This window comes from Stenotrophomonas sp. KH_029 (assembly GCF_057839765.1).
Genome location: NZ_CM174498.1, coordinates 3,537,383 through 3,559,147 on the forward strand (window position 1 = coordinate 3,537,383; position 21,765 = coordinate 3,559,147).

The window sequence follows — 21,765 nt, forward strand, 5'->3', positions numbered from 1 at the left end:
CGACTGCCTCGTCATCACCGACAGCTGCAGCGACGATGGCTTCGTCAGTCGAATGCACCGGCATCGGCCAGTTTCGCCAGCGCATCCACGACATACCGCACCTTCGGCCGCAGGTGCCGGGTCTGCGGCCATAGCGCGTGGATTTCCACATGGTGTTGCATGCAGTGGCCCAGTACCTGCTGCAACGCGCCGGTCTGCAGGTGCTGTTTGACCAGGAAGTGCGGCATCTGGCAGATGCCCAGGCCGGCGATGGCGGCCTCGATCACCGCGTCACCATCATTGAGCTGGTGGGTGCCGCTGGGAATGAAGCGCGCCTGTGCAGCGTCTTCTCCGATCCGCCACGCTACCGGCTGGCCATACCGATAACCGACGATGCTGCGATGGGCATGCAGGTCGTCCACGGTGCCAGGCGTGCCGTGCCTGTCCAGGTAGGCCGGCGACGCACAGGTGATCAGCTGCTGGGTGCCCAGCCGTCGCGCGACCAGGTGCTGGGCCTGGTCCAGCCCACCGAAGCGGATCAACAGGTCGATACCTTCTTCGACCGGGTCCACGAAGTGGTCGGTGAAGGTCATGGTGAGCTGCAGTTCGGGGTGATCGGCACAGATGCGCAGCAGCACCGGCAGGATCATCAGGCGCCCGAACGAGGACGGCATGTCGATGCGCAGGCGGCCCGCGGGCAGGTGTGAGGCCGAGCCCAGGCACGCTTCGGCCGAGGCGATCTCTTCCAGCGCGGTGGCGCAGGAAGCGAAGTAGGCCTGACCATCGGCGGTGAGCGAAATGCGCCGCGTGGTGCGATGGAACAGCCGCACACCCAGGCGCTCTTCCAGCCGCGCGATCGCCTTGCCGACCGCCGAGCGCGATATCCCCAGGGTCTCAGCCGCTTCGGTGAACGTACCCGAGCGCGCCGTGGTGACGAAGGTGACCAGCCCGTTCAACGATTCCATTGGCAGCATCGCCGCGCTCCATTGGGGACAAAATATCCCGCTTGCCGGGAAATTGAAGTGCTTTATGCACCTCCAAGTCAACCCTATCTTGAAGGGGTCGCGCCGCTGGCGCCCCATTCCCACGAGTTCCACCTTATGACCGCCCTGCTCTTCCAGCCCTACGACCTCGCCGGCACCCCCCTGCGCAACCGCATCGCCATGGCGCCGATGACCCGCGCACGCAACCCCGGCAGCGTGGCCAATGCCCTTACTGCGCAGTACTACCGGCAGCGCGCCAGCACCGGGCTGATCATCAGCGAAGGCACTCCGGTGTCGGCGCAGGGCCAGGGCTACATCGACGTGCCGGGCATGTGGTCGGCCGAGCAGGTGGAGGGCTGGAAGCAGGTCACCGCCGCCGTGCATGCCGAACGGGGCGTCATCTTCGCCCAGCTCTGGCACGTGGGCCGCATGTCGCACGCGTCGCTGCAGCCCGACGGCGGCCAGCCGGTCAGCGCGGGCACCCGCCCGGTGGCGAGCGACCCGAAGAACACCTCGTTCGTGTATCGCCAGGACGGCAGCCGTGGGCATGCCGATCCAACCCCGCCGCGTGCCCTGCGCACCGACGAACTGCCCGGCATCGTCGACGACTTCGCGCGCGCGGCCGACAACGCGATCGCCGCCGGTTTCGACGGCATCGAGCTGCATGCGGCCAACGGCTACCTGTTCGAACAGTTCCTCAACCCGGTGACCAATGACCGCACCGATGGCTACGGCGGCACGCTGCAGAACCGCGCACGCCTGATCCTGGAGACGGTCGATGCGATGGCCGCGCGGATCGGGCCGCACCGCGTCGGGGTGCGGCTGGCACCGAACAACCTGCAGTTCGACATGCCCGAGTATGTCGGCAACGAAGCGGCCTACCTGTACCTGGCGCAGGAACTGGGCAAGCGCGGCCTGGCCTACGTGCACCTCAACGACAACCATGCACGGGGCGTGTCGGTCCTGAGCGAGGCGTTCCTGCGCACGTTCAAGCAGAGCTACGGTGGCACCCTGATCCTGGCTGGCAGCCTCACCCGCGCGCGGGCACTGCAGCTGGTGGACGACGGCGTCATCGACCTGGCTGCGTTCGGCCAGCCGTTCATCGCCAACCCGGACCTGGTGGCGCGGCTGGAAAACGACGTGGCGCTGGCGGTGCCGGATCGGGCCACGTATTACGGTGGTGGGGCGGAGGGGTATACCGACTATCCGGCAGCCCGCTGATTCGGGGGCGGCGCGGGCCGGGGATGCCGCAGGTCGGGCTGGACGGTCCGTTGCTGCGTGCAGCCACCCATGGGGTGGCTCTACCCCCGCGGGGTCACCGCAACATCAGGGCCACACCGTGTGGTCCAGCTGCACGGCGGCAGGCGCAGGCATGGTGGCCGTCATGCCTGCACGTAGGGAATGCGCTCGTCGATGCGCTCGAACCCGATCACCTGGCGGATCAGCGCATGGGCCTGGTCTTCGTGCAGTGCGCCGTCGGCAATGGCCTCGGTTTGCGCGAACCATGCTTCCAGCGCCTGCACCTGGTCAGCGCGCAGCCACGCGCGGTGCGTGCCCAGCCAGCGCTGCAGGTTGTCGGCCAGCACGCCGTCGTCCAGCAGCGAATCCTCCAGGTCCAGCACCGACTCCACCATCTTGCGGAACAGGAAGTCCTGGTAATTCGCTGCCAGCAGGTCGGCGCGGTCGTCGTCGTGCCAGACCAGCAGCACCGGCGGCTCGGCAAAGCCGGGTGCGTTGGTCCAGAAGCAATACGCATCGCCCGCACCGGTCTCGGCGAACGGCAGCAGCTGCATGTCCGACCGCAGCCGGTTGTAGTGGTCGGCTGCGGTCAGGTCGGACCACGCTTCGTGCAGGTGCTCACGCGCGATCGGCTCGTAGTCGTACGCATACAACAACACCGGCGGCGCGGCCTGCAGGGTAGGAAACACAACCTTGGACCACTCCGGGTGCGGGGCACCAAAGTCCAACCGGCCTTCGGCATCCAGCTGCCGGTAGAGCGGCGGGAAGGATTGGCCGATGGCCTGTTCGATATCGGAAAGCGTATGCATGCAGGATCCATGACGCCGAAGAGCGGCGCGCTCAGCGCGCATTGTAACGATAGACCACGCTGGAAGAAGAAGGACGTGCCATCGACTGCCCGGCCACCGCCACCACCGGCAACGCGTAGTTGCCGTTGTGCATCAGCCCGGCATGTTCGAAGCGTTCATGGAAGGCCGCTTCCTCGGCCGGGTGGTCGATGTCGTGGTAGCGCACCGGCACGTTGGCGGCCTGCAGGTCGGCCAGCATGCGGCGGGTATAGCCGCAGGCATCGCGGCCGTAGACCTCGACCAACTGGCCGTCGGCCGGCAGCGCGGCAAGCGCGGGGGCGCCCTCGAAAACGGCAGGCGCGGCCTGCTCGGCCAGCGGCGGTGGGGCGCTGAAGTAACGTTTCCTTACCTGCAGTACCCCCCCAATACCCCCAGGATCAACAGCAAGACCAGCGTGCGATGCATCGACAATCCCTGTCCACGGGCACGGCGCCCAGTGCGACGCTAGCATGCAGCACGGGCCGATCTCAATGCGCACGCCATGGTTGCGCGCCGCTGACTACCAACATCGCAGAATATGCCCATCCATCGCGACACGATGTAGCTACTACTTGGACAGATCGTCTACTGCTCTGCCGTACAACTCGGAGAGCCGTGCCGCCTGGATTGCGCTGACCTCTGTTTCAAGGCTGGTGAGCAGATAGTCCTGCCAGCGCGCTTCCAGCAAAAACGAGAACCTATCGAACAGCTGCCACTCGTCGTCAATCCCTGGATCACCCTTCGTCGAGAGATAGTTCAGTAGGGCGTCCAGGTCGTCACGAGGATGGCATCGATCCAGCATGCCGACGTGAGGATGAGCAGAGTTTCGATTACAGAGCGCGGCGAAGTACTTAAAGGTGAAGTCCCGGATACGCTCGCAGACATCCCAACTCCATAGCTCACCTACGAACAAGGTTGCGTAGGCATATTCCTTTCCTGACAACCGGCGCTCACGCAGGGCCTCTAGCAGCGCTGCGTGATCGCGAGTGTGCCGCTCACCCAGGAAGCCCTGCCGCTCACACCACTCAACAAAGAATCCAGTAGCTAGGTCAATCTGTTCGGGGTAGTGCTGCGGCGATCCGTCAAACACGGGGCGAGGATTCCCCTCGGCATCACGGCTCAACGTCGCGTATCGGCGCATCTGGGAAAGCTCAATGTGCCAGCGACCGATCTCTCTGGGAACAGTCAGCGTAACGCCCTGCCGAAATGGCATCCGTGCCTCCGTCCAATCGGGTGTATCGCGACTGATGTACCGGGGTGCCGCATTGATCAGATCATTGGCTGCGGCACCGGGCGTCAGCCCGAACGGCAGGGCGTCCAGCCACCGTGGGTCAAACCATATTGAGTCGACCCAGCAAATGTAATGACGCCCCGTCTTGCGAGGGGGGTAGTAGTCCGGTGCCAAAATTTCATGGCTCCAGCCGATTTCCAGGTCAATGGCCTTGGCGCGCATGTAGCCTATGGAGTTGGAACCGGCAAAAGACGTGGGTTTTGGCCGCTTCGCATCAATACGCTCTGCGATCGACAGCACAGGTTGGCTGTCAATTCGTTGTCCAAGCAGGTCGCAGAGCTCAGAAAATTGGAGTCGCATGAGGGGTCGGCCGGAAAAATATGCCGGAATTGTCTGCCCCCATTGTGCAACGGTCCATACAATGAGTTGCAGAACGTCATCGGAGGCTGCGTCCCAACGTCAGAGCTGCCACGCCGTATCAAGGTGGATCCAGCGTGCAGCTATCCAGACAACGCATCCAGGGCGACAAGACTACCCCGCAGACAGGCTTCAATTTCAGCACGTGGGTGAGCCCTTACGGCCCTCCGCGCTAGCTTCGCGCTGGGCGCACTGCCCAACGGCGAGAATGTCGCTGAGCCTACCGTGGTGTTGCTGTTGATGCTGGATCGGGTGGACGGGGCCGCCCGGTAGTTCAACGCCACCGGCTCCCAACCGCCGCGCGACGGATAAAGTCGAAGGCCCGTGTGAGAACGCGATTTTTCGGAGGTGCCGGCCAGCGCCGGGCGTGGCCAAGGCATCAAGCGGTATCGCGCAGCATGTCCCCGCCATCTTTATGGCTTATCGGAAAGGTCCCACATCGGTCGGTCCACGCACCATTTTTCCCCACTGCGCTGCCCGCCAGCCGCCATCGATAGCAGCCGCCTTTGCTGCATGGTTTGATCCGCACAACATTGGCGGCCGCAACGGCCTTGCCGTCACCAGGGCAAAGGCACCACTTCCCCATTGGCGTGCTCCCCGTAGTACAGCGACGGCAGGAAGCGCGACAGGAACGTGAACTCTGTGTAGCAGTGCTTCATCAGGTTCAGGCCGATGACATCGCTGGCATCGTGCAGCGGATCGGCGCTGCCGCGGCCGAGCACGAAGCGGCTGCGCAGGGTGCAGCCGAACGGGGTGTCGCGGGTGACGTGCAACATCTCGCCATCGATGGGATCGCCGGCCGCGTCGAGATGCACGTGGTCGCCGAAGCCGATGCGCGCGGCGATGATTGCCGAGACATCGCCGCGTTCCTGCGCTCGCGCCAGCCGCTCGCCGTCGAACAGTTCCTGCGGGTCGTGAAACTTCAACTGCGCGGCCACGGGCGGGATATCGGCCAGCGATTCCACCGCACGGATGCTGGCGCCGTGGAAGCCTTCGCCCTTGCGCCAGTGGCTGTCCCAGCCGTGGTGCGCGACGTGGTCGACCGGATGCCACCAGCGGATGTGCTGGGTGGTTTCGAAGAAAGTGAACCACCACTCCAGCATGCGGCCCTTGCAACCGTGCAGGTCGGTACGCATGGCCACCAGCAGGCTGCCGTCGTCGCGGCGCTGGATGCCCGCCTCCAACGGCATCGGTGCGGGGTCCAGCAGTGCATGGTGGTCCAGCCAGGGCAAGGCACGGGAAGCGGCTGTCATCGAAAAGCTCCGGTGGGTAAGGAATCCGGACAATATAGAAACGCACCGCGTTTCGCAAATAAAGATTTGCGCTACCATTGCACCATGCCCAGTTCCTCCACCCCCGAAAAACGCCCGCGCGGCCGCCCGGCCCGGCCCGAAGCCGAGGTCCGCCACGCGCTGCTGCAGCACACGATGCAACTACTGCTCGAGCAGGGCTATGAGGCGACCACGATGGAGGCCGTCGCCGCGCGGGCCGGCGTCGCCAAGAAAACCGTGTACCGCCACGCCGACAACCGCGATGCGCTGGTCGGGCTGGCCGTGCGGGCGTGGGGCGACAACTTCGCGCCGCAGCTGCAGCGCGATGCGGCGCGCGCGGCCGAGGTGCTGCCGCTGCTGCGCGACATCCTGAAATCGATCTGCACGCAGGTGCTATCCGACCCGGCCGTGCGGTTGTTCCGCCTGCTCACCGGTGATTTCCCGGGCAAGCCCGACCTGCTGCGCAACTATCAGGACAACGGTATCGAGCGCGGCCGCGCGCTGTTGGGCCAATGGCTGGCGCGGCAGCAGCGGCAGGGATTCATCCGTGCCGGCGATGCGCACACGATGGCGGTGCTGATCCTGGCGATGGCGGTGGCCGAACCGCTGCGACAGCACGCGCTGGGGCTTGCCGCGACGGACATCGATGCACACCTGGACGCGGCGCTAGGGCTGTTGGCGCCGGGCTTGCTGGACGCAAGCGCGTCTGCTCAGCGGCTGCTGTAGCGGTAAATCACCGCGCCCGGCGAAGGCCGTGCCAGCGATTGCCCGGCCACCGCCACCACCGGCAGCGCATAGCTGCCATCGTGCATCAGACCGGCATGTTCGAAGCGTTCATGGAAGGCCGCTTCCACCGATGGGTTATCGATGTCGTGGTAACGCACCGGCACGTTGGCGGCCTGCAGATCAGCCAGCATGCGGCGGGTAAAGCCGCAGGCATCGCGGCCGTAGACCTCGACCAGCTGGCCGTCGGCCGGCAGCGCGGCAAGCGCCGGGGCGCCCTGGAAAACGGCAGGCGCTGCCTGCTCGGCCAGCGGCGGTGGGGCGCTGAAGTAACGTTTCCTTACCTGCAGTACCCCGCCCAATACCCCCAGGATCAACAGCAAGACCAGCGTGCGATGCATCGACAATCCTTGTCCACGGGCACGGCGCCCGGTGCGACGCTAGCATGCGGCGCGGGCCGGTCTCAATGCGCACGCCATGGTTGCGCGCCTCCGATCGGGCCGGGTTGCCGGCCGGCGGCCGGCACTACCGGCTGCCGGGCATGGCCAGGGCATCAGGCGGTATCGCGCAGCATGTCCACGAAGGCGCGCAGCGCCGAGGACATTTGCCGCTGGCGCGGGTAATACAGCACGAAGCCGGCGAACGGCGGGCTCCAGTCTTCCAGCACGGCCTGCAGCCGGCCGCTGTCCAGGTGCGGGCGGGCGGCATCTTCCAGTACATAGGCCAGGCCAAGGTCATCGAGCACGGCCTGCAGGATGGTGGATTGTTCGTCCAGGGTGAGCCGGCCGGGCACGTCGATGTCCAGCGCCTTGCCGTCGCGTTCGAACTGCCACTTGTACAGGTGGCCGCTGGCGAAGCGGAAGCGCACGCATTCGTGCGCGACCAGGTCCTGCGGATGTTGCGGGATGCCGCGGGCGGCCAGGTAGGCCGGGGTGGCCACGATCAGCCCACGCAGCGACGGACCCAGCGGCACGGCCACCATGTCTTCGGGCACGAACTCATGCAGGCGCACGCCGGCATCGAAACCGCGCGCGACGATGTCGACCAGGCCATCGTCCTGGGCCAGCTCCAGGCGCACGTCCGGATGGGCGTGCAGGAAGCGCGCCAGCCGCGGGCCGAGCTGGGTGGGCACCGCGGCGCGGGTGGCGTTGATGCGCAGCAGGCCGGCCGGCGCGGCGCGGAAGTGGTTCATTTCCTCCAGCGCATCATGCACCTGGTGCAGTGCCGGCTGCAGGCGTTCGAGCAGGCGTTGGCCGGCTTCGGTCAGCGCCACGCTGCGGGTGGTGCGGTGGAACAGGCCCACGCCCAGGCGTTCTTCCAGCGCGCGGATGGCATAGCTCACCGCCGAGGTGGACAGGGCCAGCTCGGCGCCGGCGCGGCGGAAGCTGCGGTGGCGGGCCACGGCGGCGAAGGCGGCCAGGTGGGTGAGGTTGTCAGTGACCATGATTGTGCAGTCTGCCTTGATGAATCATGCCGATATCCTGACTGTCTGTGCACGGCAACCGAGCGTATTGTAAAGCGCCTTTCTACAAACCTGCCAAGGATTCCCCATGTCCCTCGCCCACGGTTATGCCGTCCACGACCAGACCGCGCCGCTGGTTCCGTTCTCCTTCGAGCGCCGCGCGGTCGGCCCGGACGATGTCCGCATCCAGATCCTGTACAGCGGCATCTGCCACTCGGACCTGCACCAGGCCCGCGACGACTGGGGCAACGCCAAGTTCCCGATGGTGCCCGGCCACGAGATCATCGGCCGGGTCACCGAGGTGGGCGCCAACGTCACCCGCTTCAAGGTGGGCGACCACGCCGGCGTGGGCTGCATGGTCGATTCGTGCCGGCATTGCGATGCCTGCGAACACGACCTGGAGCAGTACTGCGCCAATGGCGCCACCTTCACCTACAACAGCACCGAACGTGAGAGCGGCAAGCCCACCTTCGGCGGTTACTCCGACCACATCGTCACCGAGCAGCGGTTCGTGGTGAAGGTGGCCGACACGCTGGACCTGAAGGCCGCCGCACCGCTGCTGTGCGCGGGCATCACCACCTATTCGCCGCTGCGCCACTGGAAGGTGGGCCCCGGCCAGAAGGTCGGCGTGATCGGCCTGGGCGGGCTGGGCCACATGGGCGTGAAGTTCGCCAAGGCGATGGGCGCCACCGTGGTGATGATCACCACCACCCCGGAAAAGGGCGCCGATGCCAAGCGCCTGGGCGCCGACGAGGTGCTGGTGTCGCGCGACCCGGCGCAGATGCAGGCCCATGCCGGCAGCTTCGACTTCCTGCTCAACACCATTCCGGTCGGCCACGACACCAACCCGTACATGGGCCTGCTCAAGCGCGAAGCGACCATGTGCCTGGTCGGCGTGCTGACCGAACTGGACCCGCCGCTGACCGGCGCCAGCGTGATCTTCGGCCGCAAGCACCTGACCGGTTCGGCGATCGGCGGCATGGCCGAAACCCAGGAAATGATGGATTTCTGCGCCGAGCACAACATCGTCAGCGACGTGGAAGTGATCGACATCAAGACCGTCAACGAAGCCTGGGAACGCATGGCAAAAAATGATGTGCGCTACCGCTTCGTGATCGACATGGCCACGCTTGGTGCACAGGCGGCCTGAACCCCGACGCTGCCGGGCGCTGCTGCAGCGCCCGGCACATGGCAGCGGCGAACGTACAATGCGCGCATCGTCCAAACGGTGCGCGCACGATGAACATGTATCTGTTGCTGGGCCTTGCGATCGTGTTCGAAGTGATCGCTACCAGCCTGCTCAAGGCGTCGGAAGGATTCACCCGGCTGTGGCCGTCGATCGGCACGGTGATCGGCTATGCCGCCGCGTTCTACCTGCTGGCACTCACCCTCAAATCCATTCCCACCGGCGTGGCCTATGCGATCTGGTCCGGGGTGGGCATCGTGCTGATCTCGGTGATCGGCTGGGTAGTGTTCAAGCAGAAGCTGGATGCGCCGGCGTTGATCGGCATGGGCCTGATCGTGGCCGGGGTGGCGGTGATCAATCTGTTTTCCAAGAGCGCGGCGCATTGAGGGATGCGTACCGACTAACGGTCGGTACCTACCGGCGGGGATGGCAATGGTAGGTGACGACCGTTGGTCGTCACCGGCACTCAATACGCGAACTGCTTGAACAGCGGGTCGATGTTCTGGTTCCATTCGCCGTTGAACAGCGCCAGCTTGCGGTCGGCCGGGGTCAGGCCCGAATCGACGATTTCCTGCAGCACATCCAGGAAATGGCTTTCGTCCTGGCCGTCGGCATTGAGCGCGGCGCGGCGCTTGAGGCCGGCCACGGCAATCTCCAGCGCCGCACGGGCCAGGTCGCGCACGGTGCCGTTGCGGAACGGCAGCTTCAATGCGTGGCGCGGCACGCCGTCGCGCAAGGCGTGGCGCTCGGCCAGGCTGAAATCGCGGACCAGGTCCCAGGCCGCATCCAGCGCGGCATCGTCATACAGCAGGCCCACCCAGAACGCCGGCAGCGCGCACAGGCGGCTCCACGGGCCGGCGTCGGCACCGCGCATTTCCAGGTACTTCTTCAACCGCACTTCCGGGAACGCGGTGGTCATGTGGTCCGACCAGTCGCGCAGCGTGGGCAGCTGGCCCGGCAGCGCCGGCAGCCTGCCCTGCATGAAATCGCGGAAGCTCTGCCCGCTGGCATCGTGGTACTTGCCGTCGCGGTAGGAGAAATACATCGGCACGTCGAGCAGGTAGTCCACGTAACGCTCGTAGCCGAAGCCGTCTTCGAACACGAAGTCGAGCATGCCGGTGCGGTCGTTGTCGGTATCGGTCCAGATGTGCGAGCGATAGCTCTGGAAACCGTTGGGCTTGCCTTCGGTGAACGGCGAATCGGCGAACAGCGCGGTGGCGATCGGCTGCAGCGCCAGCGATACGCGGAACTTCTTAACCATGTCCGCTTCGGTGGCGTAATCCAGGTTGACCTGCACCGTGCAGGTGCGGGTCATCATGTCCAGGCCGAGCGAGCCGACCTTGGGCATGTAGTCGCGCATGATCCGGTAGCGGCCCTTGGGCATCCACGGCATCTCATCGCGCGTCCACTTGGGCTGGAAGCCCATGCCGAGGAAGCCCAGCTGCAGTTCGCCGGCCACCTGCGCCACTTCGTTGAGGTGGGTGCCGGTTTCCACGCAAGTGTGGTGGATGGTTTCCACCGCCGCGCCGGACAGTTCCAGCTGGCCGGCCGGTTCCAGGGTGACCGAAGCGTTGTCGCGCAGCAGCGCGATGGTGTGGCCGCCCTCGATCACCGGCGCCCAGCCGAAGCGGGTCAGGCCGGTGAGCAGGGCCTCGATGCCGCGCTCGCCATCGAAGGTGGGCGGGCGCAGGTCGTCCAGGCGGAAGCCGAACTTCTCGTGCTCGGTGCCGATGCGCCACTGCGCCTTGGGCTTTTCCCCGGAGGCCAACGTGGCGACCAGTTCGTTTCGGTCGGTGATCGGCGTCTCGGCGACGTGGCTGGGGCTCGACAAGGGGAGGCTCGCAGGATTCTGGTCTGGACGGGGATGTGGGGCTGATCGCCTCGCATCGCAAGGGCGCACTATATCGTGGCGCCTGCGGCCGTCGCGTCACCGTGACGGATTTCAGCATCCCACCGGACGCAGTTGCGCATTGGCGGCCCTGCCCCACCCAGGGCCGTGCGCGACACCGGCACCCTGCCCAAGCCCGCAGCGGTTCACCGTTGCCCGGGGCGACCGCCTAGACTGAGCGCATGCGCCATTCCAGACACCCCGAAGTGCATCGCTCCGACCGCGCCGGCTGGCTGCGCGCGGCCGTGCTGGGCGCCAATGACGGCATCGTGTCGGTGGCCGGGCTGGTGGTAGGCATCGCCGCCAGCGGCGCCTCGGCCTCGACCGTACTGGCTACCGGCATTGCCGGCACCGTGGCCGGGGCGATGTCGATGGCCGCCGGCGAGTATGTGTCGGTACAGTCGCAGGCCGATACCGAACGGGCCGACCTGGCGGTGGAGAAACGCGAGCTGCACGAAGACCCGCACAGCGAGCTGCAGGAGCTGGCCGCGATCTATCGCCAGCGCGGCCTGGATCCGGCCCTGGCCCATGAAGTGGCGGTGCAACTGACCGCGCACGATGCGCTGGGTGCGCACGCGCGCGACGAGCTTGGCATCACCGAGGCACTGCGCGCGCGCCCGTTGCAGGCGGCCATCACCTCGGCCGCGGCATTCACCTGCGGCGCCGTGTTGCCGGTGTTGACCGCGCTGTTGGCCCCCCATGCACAGGTGGCCCAGTTCACCACTGCTGCCACCCTGGCCGGACTGGGCCTGACCGGCGCAATGGCCGCCCGTGCCGGCGGCGCGCCGCCGCTGCGCGGTGCGCTGCGGGTGGTGTTCTGGGGGGCGCTGGCGATGGGCGCGGCGGCGCTGATCGGCCAGTTGTTCGATACAGCGCCGTGATGCCCACCGATCCCTTGCTGGCCGAAATGGCCAGCCTGGCCGACTGCCAGCGTGCCGACGGCTATGCCTGCATCACCGCGCGCCGCGAACATGGCGCCAGCTCGGTGGAGATTCCACAGCCGCAGCTTGCGATCCTGCTGCAGGGCTGCAAGCAGGTCGCCTGCGGGCAGCAATCGCTGCAGCTGGTGCCGGGCGATCTGTTCCTGATCACCCGGCGCTGCCGCATCGATGTGGTCAACATTCCCGATCCGGCCAGCGGGGTCTACCTGAGCGCGATCGTGCCGTTGTGTGCCGAAGTCCTGGCGGCCGCGCGCGTGCTGTGGAACGAGCCGCTGCCCGAGGCAGGCGATGCGCTGGCACGGCTGCCGTTGGCCGAGCATGGCCACAGCCTGCGGCAGTGGCGCCAGGCGCTGGAACAGGGCCGCTACAGCGAAGCGCGCCTTGCCCTGGCCGCGCTGGTGCTGGCGTTCTGCCGGCGCGGCCACGGCAGCCTGCTGGTACCGCCCGAGCCCAGCCTGGGCGAACGCATCCGCGACCTGATCGCCGCCCAGCCCGAACGCGACTGGCAGTCGCGCGACTTCGAGCAGCAGCTTGGGCTGAGCGGGGCGACCCTGCGCCGACGGCTGGCCGGCGAACAGGCCAGCATGCGCGAGCTGATCGCCGATGCGCGGCTGGCGCATGCGATGACCCTGCTCTACACCACCCGGCTGCCGCTCAAAACGGTGGCCGCACGGGTGGGCTACCGCTCGCTGGGCAGCTTCAGCAAACGCTTCGCCGCCCGCTATGGGCTGGAGCCGGGGGCGATCGGCAACGGCTGAGGCGGCGAGCGGATCGCGGCGCATTGTGAGCGAACCACGCGCGCGCCGGCGCGCAGCATGGGGTTACCGCGGCACCGGCCGCCTGCATGGAAGATCGTATGTCCCTCCCCTCTGTCCGCCACCTGGCCAGCGCCCTGCTGCTGACCGCCTGCGCCGGTTCGGCCTGGGCCGGCACCGCACACCGCCCGACCGCACAGGTGCCCGGCGTCTACCACCAGCAGATCGGCACGCTGCAGGTCACCGCGCTGTTCGACGGCACGGTGGCGCTGGGCCGGCAGGAACTGGTCGGGATCGACCCGGGCGCGGTCACCCGCCTGCTCGACCACCGCTATGTCCCCGAAGACGGCAAGGGCCTGCAGACCGCGGTCAATGCCTACCTGGTGCAGCGTGGCGGGCACCTGACCCTGGTCGACACCGGCACCGCGCAGTGCTTCGGCCCCGGCCTGGGCCAGGTGCTGGGCAACCTGCGCGCGGCCGGGTTTGATCCGACCGAGGTGGATGACGTGCTGCTCACCCACGCCCATCCGGACCACCTGTGCGGCCTGCTCGATGCGCAGGGCCAGATGGCCTTCCCGAAGGCGACGGTGTGGTTGTCGGCCGCCGATGCCGGCTATTGGCTGGACCCGGCCAGCGAAGCCGGCGCCCCGCAGGGCGTGCGCTTTGCCTTCGCGCTGGCGCGCAAGGCGGTGGCTCCGTATGCAAGCGCCGGCAAGCTGCGCCGGTTCACGCCCGGGCAGGCCCTGCCCGACGGGGTGACCGCGCTGGACAGCCACGGGCACACGCCCGGCCACGTATCGTGGAAACTGGATGGCGGCAACGGCCAGTCGCTGCTGGTGTGGGGCGACATCGTGCACTTCCATGCCGTGCAGTTCGCCCGGCCCGATGCCGCGTTCGAGGCGGACAGCGACCGCACGGCGGCGATCGCCAGCCGCCGGGCGATGATGGCTCAGGCGGCGGATCAGGGAGGGTGGGTGGCCGGGGCGCACCTGCCGTTCCCGGGCCTGGGCCATGTGCGCCGCGAGGGCCAGGCGTTTGCGTGGGTGCCGGGGGAGTTTGCGCCGTTGCGGTGAACCGGCACACCGGGTGAGGGGGCGCACCGACCAACGGTCGGTGCCTACCGCTGCGGGGCGCGGCCGGCATTGCCGATTACGCGGTTTCCGCCGCCGGCTTGTTCAGGCCCAGCCAGCCGCCGATGATCTCGCGCGCCTCGTCCACGCCCTGGCGGGCGGGGCCGGAGTAGGTCTGCACGCTGACCGTATCGCCGAAGGAGGACTGCAGTTCCTTGCGCACCTTCTGCAGGGCGATGCCCTGCTGGCCGCGGCCGAGCTTGTCGGCTTTGGTCAGCAGCGCATGCGCGGGCAGGCCGCGCTGCACCGCATAGGCCAGCATCTGGCGGTCGTAGTCCTTCAGCGGGTGACGGATGTCCATCACCACCACCAGGCCGCGCAGCGCCTGCCGGGTACGGAAGTACTGGTCGATGAAGGCCTGCCAGTGGGCCTGCAGGTCCAGCGGCACCTTGGCGTAGCCGTAACCGGGCAGATCGACCAGTTTGGCGTCCGGGGTGACCTCGAAGAACACCAGCTGCTGGGTGCGGCCGGGGGTCTTGGAGACCCGGGCCAGGCTGTTCTGGCGGGTCAGGGCGTTGAGGGCGCTGGATTTGCCGGCGTTGGAGCGCCCGGCAAAGGCGACTTCGGCCCCGACATCCTCGGGCAATTGCCGGGTGTTGTGGGCCGAAAGCAGGTAGTGGGCACGTTCGAGGAGCAATGACATGCCCATAGGATCGCATGTCCGGGCCCGCTCCGCGCTGCCCCGGCGCGCTTTATGCTGCACCCTGCGTTGACCGTAGCGTGAAAGCGCATGGATAATCGGTCGATCCCCGCGTGTGCACCCTGCACCCGCCAGGCCGGTCCACACGGAGCTTCCGCATGCGCCATGCTCGCGTTCTTGCCGTTTCCGCTGTTGCTGTCTCGTTGCTGGCCGCCGTTGCCGTCGCCCAGACCTCGATCACCCCACTGCCGGACAACGGGCCGATCAAGACCGCCTCGTTGGAGGTCGATTTCAGCAAGACCACCTGGGGCGACGCCAAGGCCGGCCAGACCAAGGCCGCGGCCTGTGCGGCCTGCCATTCGGCCGACGGCAACTCCACCGTGGAGATGTATCCCAGCATCGCCGGGCAGAGCGAACGCTATGTGGCCCAGCAGATGGCGCTGATCGCCAACGGCCAGCGCAGCTCCGGGGCCGCTGCGGCGATGGTGCCGTTCGTGCAGGACCTCAGCCCGCAGGACATGCGCGACATCGGCGCCTACTTCGCCACCCAGAAGGCCGGCGCCGGGCTGGCCGACGACGGCCTGGTCGGCGAAGGCCCCTACGCCGGCAGGAAGTTCTACGAGATCGGCCAGCAGCTCTACCGCGGCGGCGATGCCGAACGCGGCATTCCGGCCTGCATGGCCTGCCATGGCCCCACCGGTGCCGGCAACCCGGGCCCGGCCTACCCGCATGTGGGCGGCCAGCATGCCGCCTATGTGGCGCGCCGGCTGCAGGAGTACCAGGCCGGTACCACCCAGGAAACCGACAAGGCCCACTTCCAGATCATGGCCAGCATCGCCAAGCAGCTGACCGAACAGGAAATCCAGGCCCTGGGCAGCTACCTGCAAGGCCTGCACAACCGCGCCGACGACCTGGCCGCCGCCGCACCGCCCAAGGCACCGTAGGCACCGTTTGGCGGCGCGGTGGCCGCCCGGCCGCTGCGGCGGGTTATGTTCACTGCCACGCCGGCGATGGGCCGGCGTCGTTTTTTCCGATGGAGATGGATGTAGATGACGTTGATGCCCCGCTTGATGCTGTTGCTGCTGGCCCTGAGCCCGCTGTCCGCCCTGGCCGCCGCACCGCCGGCACTGGTCGAAGGCAAGGACTACGAGCTGATCGAACAGCCCGGCCCGTACGCCCCGCTGGCCGGCAAGGTCGAAGTGGTGGAGATGTTCGGCTACACCTGCCCGCACTGCGCGCGTTTCGAGCCGCAGCTGGAAGCCTGGGCCGCCAAGCTGCCCAAGGATGTGCGCTTCACCCCGGTCCCGGCCGCGTTCGGCGGGGTCTGGGATGCGTTCGCACGCGCCTATTACGCCGCCGACCAGCTTGGCGTGGCCAAGCGCAGCCACCGCGCGATGTTCGATGCCCTGCACCAACAGCGCTCGCTGCCGATGCAGAACGTGTCGCCCGACGAGCTGGCCACCTTCTACAAGGCCTACGGCGTGGAGCCGGCGCGTTACCTGGCCGCGCTCAAGGACCCCGCGGTGGACGAAAAGATCAAGGCCGCGCGCAGCTTCGCCCAGCGCACCCAGGTGCCGGGCACGCCGGCGCTGGTGGTCAATGGCCGTTACCTGGTCAAGGGCGACTCGTTCGAGGCCATGCTGCGCAACGCCGACGCCCTGATCGCCCGCGCGCGCGGCGAACGCGCCCGCTGAGCGGCGCTGCCCGTGCAGGCTCGCTGAACCGTCACTTACCGTGCACGCCGGGCGCCCGTTCGCGCGTGCCATGATTCCCCCTTGGCCGCTGCCCACAGCGCCGGCCCCAACATGCTCATCCGCTGGAGATGCTTCGATGAAGACCCGTTTCGCCATTGTGCTCATGGCCCTGCTGCCGATCCTGGCCGCCTGCAAGGCCCAGGACGGTACCGCCAACACCACCGCCCCGACCGAACCGGCGGCCACCAGCAGCGCCCCGGCCACCGAGCCGGCGGCCACCGCCGCCAGCGGTGAAACCGCCGCGGCCGAAACCGCTGCGGCCACCGCCACGCCCCCGGCCGCCTCGCGCCCGACCGGCCCGGAGCCGGTGGAAGGCAGCGACTATGAGCTGATCGAAAACGGCCAGCCGTTCCAGCCGGCCACCGGCAAGATCGAAGTGGCCGAAATCTTCGGCTATGTGTGCCCGGCCTGCGCCGCGTTCCAGCCGCTGATCGGGCCGTGGAAGGCTGGCCTGCCCAGCGACGTCAACTTCGTCTACGTTCCGGCCATGTTCGGCGGCACCTGGGACAACTATGCCCGCGCCTTCTACGCCGCGCAGAGCATGGGCCTGCAGGACAAGACCCACGAAGCCATGTATGCCGCCATCCACGCCGAGCAGACCCTGAAGGGCGAGCGCGGCGCCGATTCGGTCGACGACATCGCCGGCTTCTACGCCAAGCACGGCGCCGATGCCAAGCAGTTCGCCAGCACCATGGGCAGCTTCGCGGTCAACGCCAAGACCAATGCCGCCAAGCAGTTCGCCCAGCGCAGCAAGATCACCGGCACCCCATCGGTCATCGTCAACGGCAAGTACCTGGTCAAGGGCAAGAGCTTCCCGGACATGCTGCGCATCGCCGATCACCTGATCGCCCGCGAACGCGCCGCCAAGGGCAGCTGATCGGGTTGGACCTGGCTACCGTTGTGACTTCCCCCACCACGCGGACCCTGCGCCTGCTGACGGCCAATATCCAGGCCGGCAGCAGCACCCGCCGCTACAGCGATTATGTGACCCGCAGCTGGTCGCATGCGCTGCCGGCCGGGCGCAAGCGCACCAGCCTGGATGCGATTGCCCAGCTGGCGCGCGGGCACGACATCGTGGGCCTGCAGGAAGCCGACCCCGGCAGCCTGCGCTCGGGCTTCACCAACCAGACCCACTACCTGGCCGAGCGGGCCGGGTTCAATTACTGGAGCCACCAGCCCAACCGTCGTATGGGCGGGGTGGCCTCCAGTGCCAATGGCCTGCTCAGCCGGCTGGAGCCGGTGGAAGTGCAGGACCACGCCCTGCCCGGCCGCATCGGCGGGCGCGGGGTGCTGCTGGCCAAGTTCGGCGATGGCAGCCAGGGGCTGGCGGTGGCGGTGGCGCACCTGTCGCTGGGCACCAACTCGCGGATGTCGCAGCTGGCCTTCATCGCCGAGCTGCTGTCCGACCACCCCAATGCGGTGCTGATGGGCGATTTCAACTGCCTGGCCGAGCGCCCGGAAATGCAGGTGCTGTACCAGAAGACCACCCTGCAGCCGCCCGGCTGCGCGGTGCCGACCTTCCCCAGCTGGCGCCCGGACCGGGCCATCGACCACATCCTGCTCAGCAGCGGCCTGCAGCAACGCAGCGCCGAAGCGGTACCGGCCGCGTTCTCCGACCACCTGGCCCTGGCCATGGCGATCGACGTCCCCAGCCACGCGCTGCGCACGTAGAGCGGGGCTCTACGTCGGTGGCGGTACCGCCGCCGAGGAGGGCGCCACCGACCGGGCCCGCCGTGCGGTTACCGTGCTGCCCACCGAAGCCAGCACCGTGCAACCGATCGCCGCCCACTGCAGCGGCGTGAGGTGTTCGGCCAGCAGGCCCATCGCCAGCAATGCGGCCACCGCCGGTTCCATGCTGATCAGGATGCCGAAGGTCTCCTTGGGCAGCCGCTTCAACGCGGCCATCTCCAGCGACATCGGGATCGCGCTGGAGACAATCGCTACGCCCAGCCCGAACAGCAGGATCTTCGGCTCCAGCAAGGCCATGCCGGCATGCGCCACGCCCACCGGCACCACCACCAGCGCCGCCACGCACAACCCCAGCGACACCGTATGCCCGGCCGGCAGGTGGCCGGCGCGCTTGCCGAAGATGATGTACAGCGCCCAGCACACCGCCGCGCCCAGCGCGAACAGCACCCCGCCCGGGTCCAGCGCCTCGGCATGGCCCAGCGGCAGCAGCAGCAACAGCCCGGCCAGCGCACAGCCGACCCACAACCAGTCGATCGGCCGGCGCGAGGACCACATCGCCACCGCCAGCGGCCCGCAGAACTCGATCGCCACCGCGATCCCGAACGGAATCGTGCGCAGCGCCATGTAGAACAGCAGGTTCATCACCCCCAACGTGGCCCCGTAGCGGATGATCGCCCCGGCGTCGGCGCGCGAGGTGGCCCTGCGCCATGGCCGGAACACCATCAGCAGCACCAGCGCCGAGAAGCCCACGCGCAATGCACTGGTGCCCTGCGCGCCGATCAGCGGGAACAGCTGCTTGGCAAAGGAGGTGCCCACCGACAGAGCGGTGACCGAGCCGAGCACGGCGAGGACGGGAAACAGCATGGAGGGGCGTGAGGTGGTCATCGGCACAGCATAATCCGTCCCGAAACAGCGATTGCATGGTGGGCCATGCGCTTCCGCCCGCCGACGCATCGATCCTGGATCGTCTTCATCGCCTCGGCGACGGTCTACCTACTCCCCGGCTCCGGCATCGCCTCGGCAAAGAACTGCGTGGCCTGCGCGATCGCGACCTGATGCGTGGCCGCCCGCGGCGTGGCTACCTGGCACAGTGCGCCGACGCGCTGCAGCCCCACGGCGGTGCAGTCGGCCAGGAAATCGTAGTGGCCCACCGCCGGCAGGATGCGCAGCTGCGCGTTGGGGATCGACGCTGCCGCCGGCATGGCGTTGGTGGCCGGTGGGGCCACACGGTCGGCATCGCCGACCAGGATCGACACCGGCTGCCGTAGCGCCTGCAGGGTGGCCGGCGGGAAGGCCTGCAGCATCGCCGGTGCCATCACGAACACCGCGCGCACCCCGGCGATGGCGTGGTCGCCGCCGGCCCGGGCGACGAACGGGGCCAGCGCCGGGGTACCGGCGGCGGCCTGCCGCTGCGCCAGGGTCAGCGCGGGCGTTTCGGCCTGCGGCTGGCACACGCCATCGTCGGGATGGGCCGCGCAGAAGGCCAGCAGCCGCGGCATGTCCGCGCGCGCGCCAGCGGCCAGCAGTGCGGTGAAGCCACCGGCCGAGAACCCGGCAATGCCCACGCGGCGGGTATCGAGGTGGGCCGACAGCTGCGGGTCGGCCTGCACCGCCGTCCATGCCGCGGCCAGATCGCCGGCGCGCTCCCACATCAGCACACTGCCGGCGGTGGTGGGCTGGTCCACGCCGTTGTTGCCGGGGTGGTCGACCGCGATCACCAGGTAACCGGCGCGGGCCATGCCGATGCCGAACCAGCCCATCATCCGCGCGCTGCCGCCATTGCCATGCGAAAGCAGCAGCACCGGCAGCCGGCCGCTGGCCGCTGGCCACGGCAGCCTGTGGCGCAGCCGAGCCAACGGTGAACAACGGCGCCTGCGGCGGCCCGATCACCACCGGCTGCTCGTCGGCGCCGGGCTGGGCCGGGTACCAGACGGTGTAGCGCACGCTGTCGCGCTGCTGCGCATCGCGCACTGCGGCGCTGGGCAGGCGTGCGCTGCCGTGGCGCTCGCCAACCGGCACCGGTGGGCCGGCCAGCGCCGGGGCCGTCAACAGCAACAGGGCCAGGGTCCAGCAACGAACAAGCGGGGTGGTCATGCGGTTTCCTTGCAGTGTGGGGCCGCGGCCAGCGGCAACCAGATTTCCACGCCGCCCAGGCCGGTCGTATCGTCAAAGCGGGCGTCGTAGCGTTCCATGTCCGGAGCATCTGCCAGGCTCAGTCCGGCGCCCGGCAGGTAGACGTTCAACAACCAGTACCAGGTGGAACGGATCGTGGCGATGTGGCCGTCGTGCCAGGCCACCAGGTAGGGCCGCGCGGGGATATCCACGGCCTGCCAGCCGGCCGGCAGCGGCGCGGCCGCGCGTACCTCGATGCCTGCGATGTAGTCGAAGCCGCCGCTGTCATCGCCATGGCAGCACACCCCATAGCGGATGCCGCCGCAGGCGGGCCGGGCCAGCGCCAGCTGCTGCCATTGCGCGGGAATGCCGGCAACGGTGGCCGGGGTATGCCGCGCGCCGATACCCGCGATACGCAGCGCGCGTCCCGGCCGCGGGCGCGTCTCCACCGCGCAAGGTGCGGCAACGTCGTGCAGCCGCAGCGGTTCCACCAGGGCCAGCCCGTGCACGCCCTGCTCGCGCACCTGCTCCGGCGTGCGCCCGAACTGGTCGGCGAAGGCGCGGGTGAAGCTGGCATGGGAGGCATAGCCGGCACCCAGCGCCACCTCGAGAATGTCGCCGGCACCGGCAGCCAGGCGGCGCGCCGCCTCGCTCAGCCGGCGCCCGCGCAGATAGCGCACCACCGAGCTACCGGTACCGGCCTGGAACAGCCGCGAGAGGTGGAACGGCGACAGCTGCACGGCGTGCGCGATATCGGCCAGCGTCAGGTTTTCGGCATGGTGGCTTTCGATGTACCACAGGGCCCTGCGTGCCGCGCTCATGCGATGGAATCGGTTCGGGTCGACAGCTGCGCAGGGTAGCGCAGGCCGCGCCGGTGCATTTGGCCGTTCTTGCTGTGCGGCAGCGGTGATTGGTGCGTACCGGTGCCGCGGCATAAGATCGGCCTGCCATCGGGCCCACTGGAGTGCCATGCCCCGCCCGCCTTCGTCCACGCCGATTCCATCGCACACACCGGCCCGGCGCGTGCACTGTGGGCGCTGTCGCAGATGCCGCCGGCCAGCGCGTTGCCGGTGCCGGTGGACGGCGTGCGCGCCAGCGCCATTGCCGACACGTTCGGCGCGCCGCGCGGGCGCGACCGCCACCACGCCGGCCTGGACATCTTCGCCAGACGCGGCACCCCGGTGCGCAGCGCCAGCGCCGGGGTCGTAATGGATATCCGCGACGGCGGCCTGGGCGGGCGCCAGGTCTGGGTGCTGGGGCCGGCCCGCGAGCGGTATTACTACGCGCACCTGGAGGGATGGCGCGAGGGCCTGGCCCGCGGCGACGTGGTCAGCGCCGGCACCGTGCTGGGCCAGGTGGGCGACAGCGGCAACGCCAAAGGTACCCCGCCACACCTGCACTGGGGCATCTACGGCGCCGACGGCGCGCGCGATCCCCTGCCGCTGCTGCGCGCGTGGCGCCGCGCGCCTACGCCACCGGCGCGTTGAAACACGCGCCAGGCCGGCGCCCGCCGCCGGTGGCGCGGCCCTGCGGCTGCA

General features: G+C 68.4%; 24 protein-coding genes. 12 read left to right on the forward strand and 12 right to left on the reverse strand.

Translation table 11 applies throughout. The features are described from left to right. Nucleotides 1-44: 44 nt before the first annotated feature. Nucleotides 45-953 carry a LysR family transcriptional regulator gene (locus AC3ITM_RS15820; protein ID WP_489266360.1) on the reverse strand — a complete coding sequence of 303 codons (909 nt, stop codon included), beginning with the start codon at nt 951-953 and terminating at the stop codon, nt 45-47. Between the two features lie 126 nt (nt 954-1,079). Here AC3ITM_RS15820 and AC3ITM_RS15825 point away from each other — a divergent pair, with 126 nt between their 5' ends. Next, nucleotides 1,080-2,183, forward strand: a complete 1,104-nt coding sequence (locus AC3ITM_RS15825) for an alkene reductase (protein ID WP_489266362.1) — start codon at nt 1,080-1,082, stop codon at nt 2,181-2,183. 161 nt (nt 2,184-2,344) lie between these two features. Here the strand turns inward: AC3ITM_RS15825 and AC3ITM_RS15830 are convergent, their stop codons facing one another. From AC3ITM_RS15830 to AC3ITM_RS15845, 4 genes are all read right to left on the reverse strand, one after another. Further along, a complete protein-coding gene (locus AC3ITM_RS15830) occupies nt 2,345-3,010 on the reverse strand; it encodes an SMI1/KNR4 family protein (RefSeq protein ID WP_489266363.1) in 666 nt (221 codons plus the stop codon). A 31-nt stretch (nt 3,011-3,041) separates the two neighbouring features. Then, nucleotides 3,042-3,293: a glutaredoxin family protein gene (locus tag AC3ITM_RS15835; RefSeq protein ID WP_489266365.1), complete on the reverse strand. Its 252-nt coding sequence runs from the start codon at nt 3,291-3,293 to the stop codon at nt 3,042-3,044. 303 nt (nt 3,294-3,596) lie between these two features. Then, nucleotides 3,597-4,559: a DUF7832 domain-containing protein gene (locus tag AC3ITM_RS15840; protein ID WP_489266367.1), complete on the reverse strand. Its 963-nt coding sequence runs from the start codon at nt 4,557-4,559 to the stop codon at nt 3,597-3,599. Between the two features lie 674 nt (nt 4,560-5,233). After that, a complete protein-coding gene (locus AC3ITM_RS15845) occupies nt 5,234-5,929 on the reverse strand; it encodes a DAPG hydrolase family protein (protein ID WP_489266368.1) in 696 nt (231 codons plus the stop codon). 84 nt (nt 5,930-6,013) lie between these two features. Between AC3ITM_RS15845 and AC3ITM_RS15850 the strand changes: the two genes are divergently transcribed. Further along, entirely contained in the window at nt 6,014-6,673 is a 660-nt protein-coding gene (locus tag AC3ITM_RS15850) for a TetR/AcrR family transcriptional regulator (protein ID WP_489266370.1), read from the forward strand. On the opposite strand, the gene AC3ITM_RS15855 is transcribed toward AC3ITM_RS15850, so the two are convergent. Together AC3ITM_RS15855 and AC3ITM_RS15860 are read right to left on the reverse strand one after the other, a co-directional pair. Next, complete coding sequence (locus AC3ITM_RS15855) at nt 6,658-7,071, reverse strand: glutaredoxin family protein (RefSeq protein ID WP_489266371.1); 414 nt, start codon at nt 7,069-7,071, stop codon at nt 6,658-6,660. The two genes, AC3ITM_RS15850 and AC3ITM_RS15855, sit on opposite strands and share 16 nt — an antisense overlap. A gap of 152 nt (nt 7,072-7,223) precedes the next feature. After that, on the reverse strand, nt 7,224-8,114 hold the full coding sequence (locus AC3ITM_RS15860; RefSeq protein WP_489266373.1) for a LysR family transcriptional regulator: 891 nt from the start codon (nt 8,112-8,114) through the stop codon (nt 7,224-7,226). A 106-nt stretch (nt 8,115-8,220) separates the two neighbouring features. Here AC3ITM_RS15860 and AC3ITM_RS15865 point away from each other — a divergent pair, with 106 nt between their 5' ends. Together AC3ITM_RS15865 and AC3ITM_RS15870 are read left to right on the forward strand one after the other, a co-directional pair. Further along, complete coding sequence (locus tag AC3ITM_RS15865) at nt 8,221-9,282, forward strand: NAD(P)-dependent alcohol dehydrogenase (RefSeq protein ID WP_489266375.1); 1,062 nt, start codon at nt 8,221-8,223, stop codon at nt 9,280-9,282. 89 nt (nt 9,283-9,371) lie between these two features. Continuing rightward, entirely contained in the window at nt 9,372-9,704 is a 333-nt protein-coding gene (locus tag AC3ITM_RS15870; protein ID WP_489266377.1) for an EmrE family multidrug efflux SMR transporter, read from the forward strand. Nucleotides 9,705-9,784: 80 nt separating this feature from the next. On the opposite strand, the gene AC3ITM_RS15875 is transcribed toward AC3ITM_RS15870, so the two are convergent. Then, on the reverse strand, nt 9,785-11,149 hold the full coding sequence (locus tag AC3ITM_RS15875; RefSeq protein WP_489266379.1) for a glutamate--cysteine ligase: 1,365 nt from the start codon (nt 11,147-11,149) through the stop codon (nt 9,785-9,787). Nucleotides 11,150-11,388: 239 nt separating this feature from the next. Between AC3ITM_RS15875 and AC3ITM_RS15880 the strand changes: the two genes are divergently transcribed. The 3 genes from AC3ITM_RS15880 (at nt 11,389) to AC3ITM_RS15890 (ending at nt 13,975) form a co-directional block, all read left to right on the forward strand. Next, nucleotides 11,389-12,087 (forward strand): VIT1/CCC1 transporter family protein, encoded by a 699-nt coding sequence (locus AC3ITM_RS15880; protein ID WP_489266381.1) that lies wholly within the window; start codon nt 11,389-11,391, stop codon nt 12,085-12,087. Then, nucleotides 12,087-12,905 (forward strand): helix-turn-helix domain-containing protein, encoded by an 819-nt coding sequence (locus AC3ITM_RS15885; RefSeq protein ID WP_489266383.1) that lies wholly within the window; start codon nt 12,087-12,089, stop codon nt 12,903-12,905. Before AC3ITM_RS15880 ends, AC3ITM_RS15885 begins: the two co-directional genes overlap by 1 nt. Before the next feature lie 98 nt (nt 12,906-13,003). Continuing rightward, the gene (locus AC3ITM_RS15890) at nt 13,004-13,975 is read left to right on the forward strand and encodes an MBL fold metallo-hydrolase (RefSeq protein WP_489266385.1); all 972 of its coding nucleotides are present in this window, start codon (nt 13,004-13,006) and stop codon (nt 13,973-13,975) included. Nucleotides 13,976-14,051: 76 nt separating this feature from the next. On the opposite strand, the gene yihA is transcribed toward AC3ITM_RS15890, so the two are convergent. Beyond that, nucleotides 14,052-14,675 (reverse strand): ribosome biogenesis GTP-binding protein YihA/YsxC, encoded by a 624-nt coding sequence (yihA, locus tag AC3ITM_RS15895; RefSeq protein ID WP_489266387.1) that lies wholly within the window; start codon nt 14,673-14,675, stop codon nt 14,052-14,054. 155 nt (nt 14,676-14,830) lie between these two features. On the opposite strand from yihA, the gene AC3ITM_RS15900 reads away from it, so the two are divergent. The 4 genes from AC3ITM_RS15900 (at nt 14,831) to AC3ITM_RS15915 (ending at nt 18,097) form a co-directional block, all read left to right on the forward strand. Beyond that, nucleotides 14,831-15,616: a c-type cytochrome gene (locus tag AC3ITM_RS15900; RefSeq protein WP_489266389.1), complete on the forward strand. Its 786-nt coding sequence runs from the start codon at nt 14,831-14,833 to the stop codon at nt 15,614-15,616. A gap of 105 nt (nt 15,617-15,721) precedes the next feature. After that, the gene (locus AC3ITM_RS15905; RefSeq protein WP_489266390.1) at nt 15,722-16,366 is read left to right on the forward strand and encodes a thiol:disulfide interchange protein DsbA/DsbL; all 645 of its coding nucleotides are present in this window, start codon (nt 15,722-15,724) and stop codon (nt 16,364-16,366) included. A gap of 136 nt (nt 16,367-16,502) precedes the next feature. Further along, nucleotides 16,503-17,303 carry a thiol:disulfide interchange protein DsbA/DsbL gene (locus AC3ITM_RS15910; protein ID WP_489266391.1) on the forward strand — a complete coding sequence of 267 codons (801 nt, stop codon included), beginning with the start codon at nt 16,503-16,505 and terminating at the stop codon, nt 17,301-17,303. Nucleotides 17,304-17,356: 53 nt separating this feature from the next. Then, nucleotides 17,357-18,097 (forward strand): endonuclease/exonuclease/phosphatase family protein, encoded by a 741-nt coding sequence (locus AC3ITM_RS15915; RefSeq protein ID WP_228885456.1) that lies wholly within the window; start codon nt 17,357-17,359, stop codon nt 18,095-18,097. A gap of 9 nt (nt 18,098-18,106) precedes the next feature. Here AC3ITM_RS15915 and AC3ITM_RS15920 read toward each other — a convergent pair whose 3' ends face one another. The 3 genes from AC3ITM_RS15920 to AC3ITM_RS15930 form a co-directional block, all read right to left on the reverse strand. After that, a complete protein-coding gene (locus AC3ITM_RS15920) occupies nt 18,107-19,000 on the reverse strand; it encodes an EamA family transporter (protein WP_489266393.1) in 894 nt (297 codons plus the stop codon). Between the two features lie 104 nt (nt 19,001-19,104). Continuing rightward, complete coding sequence (locus tag AC3ITM_RS15925; protein ID WP_489266395.1) at nt 19,105-19,917, reverse strand: alpha/beta hydrolase family protein; 813 nt, start codon at nt 19,915-19,917, stop codon at nt 19,105-19,107. 288 nt (nt 19,918-20,205) lie between these two features. Next, nucleotides 20,206-21,048 (reverse strand): AraC family transcriptional regulator, encoded by an 843-nt coding sequence (locus AC3ITM_RS15930; RefSeq protein ID WP_489266397.1) that lies wholly within the window; start codon nt 21,046-21,048, stop codon nt 20,206-20,208. A 123-nt stretch (nt 21,049-21,171) separates the two neighbouring features. On the opposite strand from AC3ITM_RS15930, the gene AC3ITM_RS15935 reads away from it, so the two are divergent. Further along, nucleotides 21,172-21,714: a M23 family metallopeptidase gene (locus AC3ITM_RS15935; protein ID WP_489270122.1), complete on the forward strand. Its 543-nt coding sequence runs from the start codon at nt 21,172-21,174 to the stop codon at nt 21,712-21,714. Nucleotides 21,715-21,765: the final 51 nt, after the last annotated feature.